Genomic DNA, 9,794 nt, shown 5'->3' on the forward strand with positions numbered 1-9,794 from the left:
GCTGTATAAAAATAGATCCATGGAGCCAAGCCGATGAAATCCTGTGAAGTCAACTTTGACGGTTTAGTGGGGCCCACCCACAACTACGGCGGGCTGTCCTACGGCAACGTCGCGTCCCAGAGCAACAGCCAGCAGACTTCCAACCCGCGTGAGGCGGCGCTGCAGGGCCTGGCCAAGATGAAAGCGCTGATGGACATGGGCTTCACCCAGGGCGTGCTGGCACCCCAGGAGCGTCCGGATGTTGCCGGCCTGCGCAAGCTGGGCTTCAGCGGCAGCGACGCCGAAGTGATCGCCAAGGTGGCGAAACAGGATATGCCGCTGCTGGTGGCCAGTTGCTCGGCGTCGAGCATGTGGGTGGCCAACGCCGCCACGGTCAGCCCGAGTGCCGATACCGCAGACGGCCGCGTGCATTTCACCGCCGCCAATCTCAACTGCAAATACCACCGCAGCATTGAGCACCCGACGACCAGTCGGGTACTGCAGGCGATGTTTGCCGACCCGCAGCATTTCGCTCATCACGCGGCCTTGCCTGCCGTTGCCCAGTTCGGCGACGAGGGTGCGGCCAACCATACGCGTTTCTGCCGTGACTACGGCGATGCCGGGGTCGAGTTCTTTGTGTTCGGGCGCAGTGCCTTCGACACTCGCTATCCGGCGCCGCAGAAATACCCGGCGCGTCAGACCCTGGAGGCGTCCCAGGCGGTGGCCAGGCTGCACGGCCTGAGCGCCGAGGGCGTGGTCTACGGCCAGCAGAATCCGGCGGTGATCGATCAGGGCGTGTTCCATAACGACGTGATCGCGGTCGGCAATGGCGAAGTGCTGTTCTATCACGAGGATGCCTTCCTCAATACCGAGTCGCTGGTGGCCGAATTGCACGATAAGCTCAGCCGTCGCGGCGGGCGTCTGCAAGCCATTTGCGTGCCCCGCGCCGAAGTGGCGGTGGAGGACGCGGTGCGCTCCTACCTGTTCAACAGCCAGTTGCTGGCCCGTGGCGACGGTTCGATGCTGCTTATCGTGCCGGAAGAGTGCCGGGTCAACGAGCGGGTCTGGAACTACCTGCAACGCCTGATTGCCGATGAAAGCCCGATCGGCGAGGTCAAGGTCTTCGACCTCAAGCAGAGCATGCAGAATGGCGGCGGCCCGGCGTGTCTGCGTCTGCGCGTGGCGCTCAAGGACAATGAGCTGTCGGCGGTCAACCCCGGCGTGATCATGACGGCGCCGCTGTACGAAAGCCTGACCCAGTGGGTCGACCGCCATTACCGCGACCGCATGGGCGAAAACGACCTGGCTGATCCACAATTGCTGCTTGAATGCCGCACGGCACTGGATGAACTGACGCAAATCCTTAAACTGGGCGCCGTTTATCCGTTTCAGCTGGGCTGAAACCCTTTTTCCTCTCTAAGAGAAGCCAGACCATGAGCGATTCCCTGCAGTTGATCCTTGAAGATACCGATGGCACCCAACTGGAAACGTCCTGCACCCGCGTTGCCGTCATCTGGCAGGGCAAGGAGCTGTGGATTCAACAGGACGGCCGTGGTCAGTTGCTGATTGGCGTCGATGTCGAGGAGGGCGATGCCGAATACGCCAATCTGCTGCTGCGCCCGCTGGCCACCAATCTGGTCAGCCTGCAACTGGAAATGGAACCGGCGGACATGGGCGACGACGAGGACCACGTCCACGGCCCTGACTGCAATCACGATCACTGATAAGGAGTAGCGGATGCTCGCCCTCGGCAAACTGCTTGAACTGACCCTGGCCGGGCGCGAGCCTGCGGAGAAGACTCAACTGACCGCCGACGGTACGCGCCTGCGCTGGCTCGGTGAGGGCGCGCTGGAGGTGCGCCCGCCCCAGGTTCGGGATAACGCCACGGACCTGTTGTTGTCTGCCGGTATTCACGGCAATGAAACCGCCCCGATCGAGCTGCTGGACGAGCTGATTCAGGGTATCGCCCGTGGCCGGTTGAAGCCACGGGCACGCATTCTGTTTCTGTTCGGCAACCCCGAGGCCATGCGCCGCGGCGAGCGTTATGTCGAGCAGGACGTCAACCGGCTGTTCAATGGCCGTCATGAGTTCGCGATCGGCAGCGAGGCCATGCGCGCCGCAGAGCTGGAGCGCCTGGCGGCCAGCTTCTTCAGCATCGAAGGCCGTCATCGCGTGCATTACGACCTGCATACGGCGATTCGTGGCTCGAAGATCGAACAATTTGCCCTCTATCCCTGGAAGGAAGGGCGCAGGCATTCACGCCGCGAACTGGCCCGCCTGCGCGCCGCCGGCATGGCCGCGGTGCTGCTGCAGAACAAGCCGTCGATCGTCTTCAGCGCCTATACCTACGACCAATTGGGGGCCGAGGCCTTCACTCTGGAGCTGGGCAAGGCGCGGCCCTTCGGGCAGAACCAGGACGTCAACCTGACGCTGCTGCGTCAGCGCCTGCAGTTGATGATCGAAGGCAACGAGCCCGAGGCCGACGAGTCCCTGGACGGTTTGCAGCTGTTCAGCGTCGCTCGGGAAATCATCAAGCACAGCGATGCCTTCACTCTCAACCTGGCGGCGGATATCGAGAATTTTTCGCCACTGGAAAAAGGCTATGTGCTGGCCCGGGATCCGGGGCACGAGCCTTGGGTAATCGAGGAAGAGGGGGCGCGCATTATCTTCCCCAACCCCAAGGTCAAGAATGGCCTGCGGGCGGGGATTCTGATTGTGCCGGCGGCCGAAGACGCCCTGTAAAACCTGCCTGACGCTGATATTAATGGGCGGGGTGAGTTCTGTGGGAGGTCCAGCCCCGTCTACGACAGCTGCGCCGTCGCGCAGCAAACACTTGGCAGGGGAGTCATCTGTGGGAGCGAATTCATTCGCGAAGAGGCCGGTACATCCGCCGCGTTTGTCTGGCCTTCACTATCGTTTTCGCGAATGAATTCGCTCCCACATTAAACTTGCGCAATTCGCGCCGGCCGGATCTCAAATCAAGATTGATGAGACCCGGTCAAGTCGATATTCAGACCGCGCGCTTGTGCAACTCATGGTTACGAATCGCGCGCAGTTTGCTCAGGGTATCGGCGCAGGTTTTCGCCGCTTCCTGGCCTTTGTCCACGAAGTGCCGGAAGAAGTAGTTGTGGTGCTCCTCGCCGCCATGGAAGTTATGCGGGGTCAGGACCACGGAGAATACCGGTACTTCGGTTTCCAGCTGGACCTGCATCAACCCGCTGATCACCGATTGGGCGACGAATTCGTGGCGATAGATACCACCGTCCACGACCAGGCCGGCTGCGACGATGCCCGCGTAGCGGCCCGACTTGGCCAGCAGTTTGGCGTGCAGCGGGATTTCGAAGGCGCCGCCGACTTCGAAGAAGTCGATGTCTTGCTCGGTATAGCCATGGGCGGCCATTTCAGTGACAAAGCCTTTACGGCTCTGATCGACGATATCTTTGTGCCAGCAAGCCTGAATGAACGCGATACGTTCGTTCGAGTGGTTTTTGCTTTTGCTGTCAATGGCGGTGGGTTGCATCTGTTCTGACTCCTGTTTATGAAAAAAACAGGGCATTTTGGATCGAATGGGATTTCCGGCAGCCGCCCGCCTTGCGCGCATGTTTGCCGTGCGCAGTGGTGGCAGCCCTGTTGCCAATCCCGTTCTCTCTTCATCCGGACTATGACCGTCGGCCCCGGAATCACACCGGGTCTGCTAGACCTTGGCCGTTGCCGAAGCAACAGGACAAGCGCTCGCGGGCTAGACGCTTTGCACGTCATTACCGCCGGTGGGGAGTTGCACCCCGCCCTGAGAACGTTGCCAGCACATTCGATGCTGGCGCGCAGTTTTTACCATACATTTCCACGCTATGCATCGACACTTTCGTAAGGTTGACCTGCACTTTACTTATATAAAGTCTTTTTATTAGCTATAGCAGGCCTTGATTATCCTGGCTTTGAGCCTCAGTAATGCCTTGTTGCCACCTCATGAATGCGTTCACTATTGAGGTTCGATTTTTTTCAGGGAGCTTTGACCGTGACCGTTATCGATTTACGCAGTGACACCGTGACCCAGCCCACCGCCGGCATGCGCGAAGCCATGGCCCGGGCGCCTCTGGGCGATGATGTCTATGGTGAGGACCCGACGGTCAATCGTCTCGAGGCCTTCCTGGCCGAGCGCCTGGGTTTTGCTGCGGCGCTGTTCGTGCCCACGGGTACCATGAGCAACCTGCTGGGGCTGATGGCCCATTGCGAGCGCGGTGACGAATATATCGTCGGCCAACAGGCTCACACTTATAAATACGAAGGCGGTGGCGCGGCGGTGCTGGGTTCGATCCAGCCGCAGCCGCTGGACGTGCAGGCCGACGGTTCCCTTGATCTCGATCAGGTGGTCGGGGCGATCAAGGCCGACGATTTCCACTTTGCCCGCACCCGCCTGCTGGCCCTGGAAAACACCATGCAGGGTAAGGTTTTGCCCCTGGAATATCTCGCTGCGGCGCGCAAAGTCACCGCCGAGCAGGGCCTGGCCCTGCATCTCGACGGTGCGCGGCTGTATAACGCGGCAGTGAAGCTGGGTGTCGATGCCCGCGAGATCACCCGGTATTTCGATTCGGTCTCGGTGTGTCTGTCCAAGGGCCTGGGTGCACCGATCGGCTCGGTGTTGTGCGGCTCCGAGGCGCTGATCGGCAAGGCCCGGCGCCTGCGCAAGATGGTCGGTGGCGGCATGCGTCAGGCCGGTCTGCTGGCAGCGGCGGGGTTGTATGCCCTGGAGCATCAGGTCGAGCGTCTGGCCGAGGACCACGCCAACGCCGCCGTGCTGGCCAAGGGACTGAGCGAACTGGGCTACGAGGTCGAGCCGGTGCAGACCAATATGGTCTATGTGCAGATCGGTGATCAGGCTCAGGCGCTGAAAGACTTCTGTGCCGAACAGGGCATCGTGCTCAGTGCCGCGCCGCGTTTGCGCATGGTCACCCACCTGGATGTGTCCCGTGCCGGGATTGAGCAGGTCGTAGCCGCATTCGCCCGCTTCAGACCCTGATAAGTTACCGATAATCCAGTTGCTTGTTTCTATCGCATAAACAGACTGTACCGACAGCGCAACGCCTATATAATGCGGCCCTTTGCAAGTCGTACTTGCCTTTGCCCGCAATCGCCGTGGAAGAACCTAATGAAAAGCGCAGAAATCCGTGAAGCCTTCCTGAGCTTCTTCGAAGAGCAAGGCCACACCCGTGTCGCCTCCAGCTCCCTGATCCCGGGCAACGACCCCACCCTGCTGTTCACCAACGCGGGCATGAACCAGTTCAAGGATTGCTTCCTGGGCCAGGAAAAGCGCGCCTACACCCGCGCAGTCAGCAGCCAGAAGTGCGTGCGCGCAGGCGGCAAGCACAACGACCTGGAAAACGTCGGCTACACCGCGCGTCACCACACCTTCTTCGAGATGCTCGGCAACTTCAGCTTCGGTGATTACTTCAAGCGCGATGCGATCACCTACGCCTGGACCTTCCTGACCTCGGACAAGTGGCTGAACCTGCCCAAGGAAAAGCTCTGGGTCACGGTCTATGCCAGCGATGACGAAGCCTACGATATCTGGACCAAGCAAATCGGCGTGCCGGCCGAGCGCATGGTCCGTATCGGTGACAACAAGGGCGCGCCATACGCTTCCGACAACTTCTGGACCATGGGCGATACCGGGCCGTGCGGTCCTTGCACCGAGATCTTCTATGATCACGGCGCCGACATCTGGGGCGGCCCACCGGGCTCGCCGGAAGAAGACGGCGACCGCTACATCGAGATCTGGAACAACGTCTTCATGCAGTTCAACCGCACCGCCGATGGCGTGCTGCACCCGCTGCCTGCGCCGTCGGTGGACACCGGCATGGGCCTGGAGCGGATCAGTGCCGTGCTGCAGCACGTGCATTCGAACTACGAGATCGACCTGTTCCAGAGCCTGCTGAGCGCTTCGGCTGCAGCCATCGGTTGCAGCAATGACAACCAGCCGTCGCTGAAAGTCGTGGCCGACCACATCCGTTCCTGCGGTTTCCTGATTGCCGATGGCGTGCTGCCGTCCAACGAAGGCCGCGGCTATGTATTGCGCCGCATCATTCGTCGCGCCTGCCGTCACGGCAACAAACTGGGCGCCAAGGGCAGCTTCTTCTATCAGATCGTTGCTGCGCTGGTCACCGAGATGGGCGTTGCCTTCCCGGAACTGAAAACCCAGCAGGCGCACATCGAGCGCGTCCTGAAAGCCGAAGAAGAGCAGTTCGCCAAGACCCTGGAGCAGGGCCTGAAGATCCTCGAGCAGGATCTGTCCGAGCTCAAGGGCACCGTGATTCCGGGCGACGTCGTATTCAAGCTGTATGACACCTACGGTTTCCCCATGGACCTGACCGGCGACATCGCCCGTGAGCGCAACCTGACCCTCGACGAGGAAGGTTTCGAGCGCGAGATGGAAGCCCAGCGCGTGCGTGCCCGTTCCGCCAGTTCCTTCGGCATGGACTACAACAGCCTGGTCAAGGTTGACGTGGCCACCGAATTCACCGGCTACAAGGCCACTCGCGGCAGCGCCAGGATCGTGGCTCTCTATAAAGAAGGCCAGTCGGTCGAGCAGTTGAACGAAGGCGACGAGGGCGTTGTGATCCTCGATACCACACCGTTCTACGCCGAATCCGGCGGCCAGATCGGCGATTGCGGCTTCCTCCAGGCCGGTGCCGTACGTTTTGACGTGCGTGACACTACCAAGACCGGCGGTGCATTCCTGCATCACGGTGTGGTCGCGGCTGGCAGCCTCAAGGTCGGCGCCCAGGTAGAAGCGGAAGTCGAGGCCGACGTTCGTCAGGCCACGTCCCTGAACCACTCGGCCACTCACTTGCTCCACGCGGCCCTGCGCCAGGTGCTGGGCGACCACGTGCAGCAGAAAGGTTCGTTGGTCGACAGCCAGCGCCTGCGTTTTGACTTCAGCCACTTCGAAGCGATCAAGCCGGAGCAGATCAAGGCTCTGGAAGAAATCGTCAACGCCCAGGTGCGCAAGAACACTGCGGTCGAGACCGAAGAAACCGATATCGAGACCGCCAAGCAGAAGGGCGCCATGGCGCTGTTCGGCGAGAAGTACGGCGACAGCGTGCGCGTGCTGAGCATGGGCGGTGATTTCTCCGTCGAGCTGTGCGGCGGTATCCACGCCAATCGCACCGGCGACATCGCCCTGTTCAAGATCACCAGCGAAGGCGGTGTGGCGGCAGGCGTGCGTCGTATCGAAGCGGTGACCGGCGCGGCGGCCCTGGCCTACCTCAACGGTGCCGAAGAACAACTCAAGGAAGCCGCGACCCTGGTCAAGGGCAATCGCGACAACCTGTTGGACAAGCTGAGCGCGGTGCTTGAACGCAATCGTCAGCTGGAAAAACAACTGGAACAACTGCAAGCCAAGGCCGCCAGCGCTGCAGGCGACGATCTGTCGTCCTCGGCCGTGGACGTCAAGGGCGCCAAGGTGCTCGCTGCACGCCTGGACGGTCAGGATGGCAAGGCGCTGCTGGCGCTGGTCGACCAGTTGAAGAACAAGCTCGGCCGCGCAGTGATCCTGCTCGGTGGGGTCCATGAGGACAAGGTTGTCTTGGTCGCCGGTGTGACCAAGGACCTGACTGGCCAACTCAAAGCCGGTGATTTGATGAAGCAAGCGGCGGCCGCCGTGGGTGGTAAAGGCGGCGGTCGTCCTGACATGGCGCAAGGTGGCGGTGTCGATGCTGCGGCTCTGGACGCAGCGCTGGCACTGACGGTTCCTTTCGTCGAGCAGGGTATTTAAGTCGACCTCCCGGCCCGCTGTTCGCGGCGGGCCGTGTTGTTGGGTTCGAACGTTTTAATGGCGCCCTTCGTGGGCTCTGAGGCGGCTTTGAGATGGCTTTGATCGTACAGAAATTTGGAGGCACCTCCGTGGGCTCTGTCGAGCGCATCGAGCAGGTAGCCGACAAAGTCAAAAAATTCCGCGAGTCGGGCGACGACCTGGTGGTCGTGCTGTCCGCCATGAGCGGCGAAACCAACCGTCTGATCGATCTGGCCAAACAGATCAGCGATCAGCCGGTGCCACGCGAGCTGGATGTGATTGTGTCCACCGGCGAGCAGGTGACGATTGCCCTGCTGGCCATGGCGCTGATAAAGCGCGGCGTGCCTGCGGTGTCGTACACCGGTAATCAGGTGCGCATTCTGACCGACAGCGCGCACAACAAGGCGCGTATCCTGCAGATCGACGACCAGAAAATCCGCTCCGACCTCAAGGCCGGTCGCGTGGTAGTGGTCGCCGGTTTCCAGGGCGTCGACGAAAACGGCAATATCACGACCCTGGGTCGTGGTGGTTCGGATACCACCGGTGTGGCACTGGCTGCCGCCCTGAAGGCCGATGAGTGCCAGATCTACACCGACGTCGATGGTGTCTACACCACGGATCCGCGTGTGGTGTCCCAGGCTCAGCGCCTGGACAAGATCACCTTCGAAGAGATGCTGGAAATGGCCAGCCTCGGTTCCAAGGTCCTGCAAATCCGTGCGGTGGAATTCGCCGGCAAGTACAACGTCCCGCTGCGCGTCCTGCACAGCTTCAAGGAGGGGCCGGGCACCCTCATTACTATTGATGAAGAGGAATCCATGGAACAGCCGATCATTTCCGGCATCGCCTTCAACCGCGATGAGGCCAAGCTGACCATCCGTGGCGTGCCAGACACCCCGGGCGTGGCTTTCAAGATCCTCGGCCCGATCAGCGCCGCCAATATCGAAGTCGACATGATCGTGCAGAACGTTGCGCACGATAACACCACTGACTTCACCTTCACAGTGCACCGCAACGACTACCTCGCGGCGCTGCAGGTGCTGGAAAACACCGCTCGCGAAATCGGTGCCCGTGAAGTCAAGGGCGACACCAAGATTGCCAAGGTTTCCATCGTCGGTGTCGGCATGCGTTCCCACGCAGGTGTTGCCAGCCGCATGTTCGAAGCCCTGGCCAAGGAGAGCATCAATATCCAGATGATCTCCACGTCGGAAATCAAGGTTTCCGTGGTCATTGAAGAGAAGTACCTGGAACTGGCTGTGCGTGCATTGCACACCGCGTTCGAGCTCGACGCTCCCCGTCAGGGCGAGTAAGGCTGGATCCAGAGGCGCGGTCTTCCGTCAGGCAGGCCGCGCCTTTGCGCTTTTACCGGTTCTGCACAGAAAACCTGTCGTTTTGGCTGCGCTGGTCAATACTCAGGCTTGGCACACCTCATGTTTGCGCGTGGGGTTGTGCCTGGGGGTTGTGTGGACTGTAGTCCCTGAATGTATTGAGTGAGGAGAAAGGTATGCTGATTCTGACTCGTCGGTGCGCGGAAAGCCTGATCATCGGTGACGGTGAAATCACGGTTACAGTGCTTGGCGTCAAGGGTAATCAGGTGCGTATTGGTGTCAATGCGCCCAAGGAAGTGGCTGTTCACCGCGAAGAGATTTACCTGCGAATCAAGAAAGAGAAGGACGAGGAACCAAGCCATTAATTTTTATTGAATTTTTGGTTTGCAAACGGGGAAAAGGGTGGTTATTATACGCCCCGTGTTGCGGAGAGCTGGCCGAGTGGCCGAAGGCGCTCCCCTGCTAAGGGAGTACACCTCAAAAGGGTGTCGGGGGTTCGAATCCCCCGTTCTCCGCCATTATTTACTTAGTGCGTTGAATCTGGCTTGAGCTGTAAGTGATTGAATTTACTAGCAAAAAGCGCTTTACAAAGAGATTTAACGACCTATAATGCGCGGCAACAAATGCACTCGTAGCTCAGCTGGATAGAGTACTCGGCTACGAACCGAGCGGTCACAGGTTCGAATCCTGTCGAGTGCACC

General features: G+C 60.3%; 8 protein-coding genes, 2 tRNA genes and 1 riboswitch. Of the genes, 9 read left to right on the forward strand and 1 reads right to left on the reverse strand.

Annotated features, from left to right (window positions below):
• Positions 1-33 precede the first annotated feature (33 nt).
• The 3 genes from astB to astE are packed head-to-tail and all read left to right on the forward strand — an operon-like array spanning position 34 to position 2,721.
• Complete coding sequence (astB, locus tag ACCD02_RS30265) at positions 34-1,380, forward strand: N-succinylarginine dihydrolase (protein WP_413309979.1); 1,347 nt, start codon at positions 34-36, stop codon at positions 1,378-1,380.
• A 32-nt stretch (positions 1,381-1,412) separates the two neighbouring features.
• A complete protein-coding gene (locus ACCD02_RS30270; RefSeq protein WP_413309982.1) occupies positions 1,413-1,703 on the forward strand; it encodes a topoisomerase II in 291 nt (96 codons plus the stop codon).
• Positions 1,704-1,716: 13 nt separating this feature from the next.
• Positions 1,717-2,721: a succinylglutamate desuccinylase gene (astE, locus tag ACCD02_RS30275; protein WP_413309984.1), complete on the forward strand. Its 1,005-nt coding sequence runs from the start codon at positions 1,717-1,719 to the stop codon at positions 2,719-2,721.
• Positions 2,722-2,989: 268 nt separating this feature from the next.
• Here the strand turns inward: astE and ACCD02_RS30280 are convergent, their stop codons facing one another.
• Positions 2,990-3,499, reverse strand: coding sequence for a 6,7-dimethyl-8-ribityllumazine synthase (locus ACCD02_RS30280; protein ID WP_413309986.1), 510 nt, complete (start codon positions 3,497-3,499; stop codon positions 2,990-2,992).
• Positions 3,500-3,616: 117 nt separating this feature from the next.
• Positions 3,617-3,778: riboswitch (FMN riboswitch) on the reverse strand.
• Positions 3,779-3,994: 216 nt separating this feature from the next.
• On the opposite strand from ACCD02_RS30280, the gene ltaE reads away from it, so the two are divergent.
• From ltaE to ACCD02_RS30310, 6 genes are all read left to right on the forward strand, one after another.
• On the forward strand, positions 3,995-4,996 hold the full coding sequence (gene ltaE, locus ACCD02_RS30285) for a low-specificity L-threonine aldolase (protein WP_413309988.1): 1,002 nt from the start codon (positions 3,995-3,997) through the stop codon (positions 4,994-4,996).
• Positions 4,997-5,125: 129 nt separating this feature from the next.
• Positions 5,126-7,750 (forward strand): alanine--tRNA ligase, encoded by a 2,625-nt coding sequence (gene alaS / locus ACCD02_RS30290; RefSeq protein ID WP_413309991.1) that lies wholly within the window; start codon positions 5,126-5,128, stop codon positions 7,748-7,750.
• A gap of 92 nt (positions 7,751-7,842) precedes the next feature.
• The gene (locus ACCD02_RS30295) at positions 7,843-9,075 is read left to right on the forward strand and encodes an aspartate kinase (protein ID WP_259105652.1); all 1,233 of its coding nucleotides are present in this window, start codon (positions 7,843-7,845) and stop codon (positions 9,073-9,075) included.
• Between the two features lie 194 nt (positions 9,076-9,269).
• The gene (gene csrA / locus ACCD02_RS30300; RefSeq protein ID WP_002554426.1) at positions 9,270-9,458 is read left to right on the forward strand and encodes a carbon storage regulator CsrA; all 189 of its coding nucleotides are present in this window, start codon (positions 9,270-9,272) and stop codon (positions 9,456-9,458) included.
• Positions 9,459-9,520: 62 nt separating this feature from the next.
• Positions 9,521-9,611: transfer RNA gene (locus ACCD02_RS30305), tRNA-Ser, on the forward strand.
• A 107-nt stretch (positions 9,612-9,718) separates the two neighbouring features.
• Positions 9,719-9,792, forward strand: a tRNA-Arg gene (locus ACCD02_RS30310).
• The last annotated feature ends 2 nt before the right edge of the window (positions 9,793-9,794 follow it).

It is taken from the genome of Pseudomonas sp. Pseusp88 (assembly GCF_047303955.1).
GTDB lineage: Bacteria > Pseudomonadota > Gammaproteobacteria > Pseudomonadales > Pseudomonadaceae > Aquipseudomonas.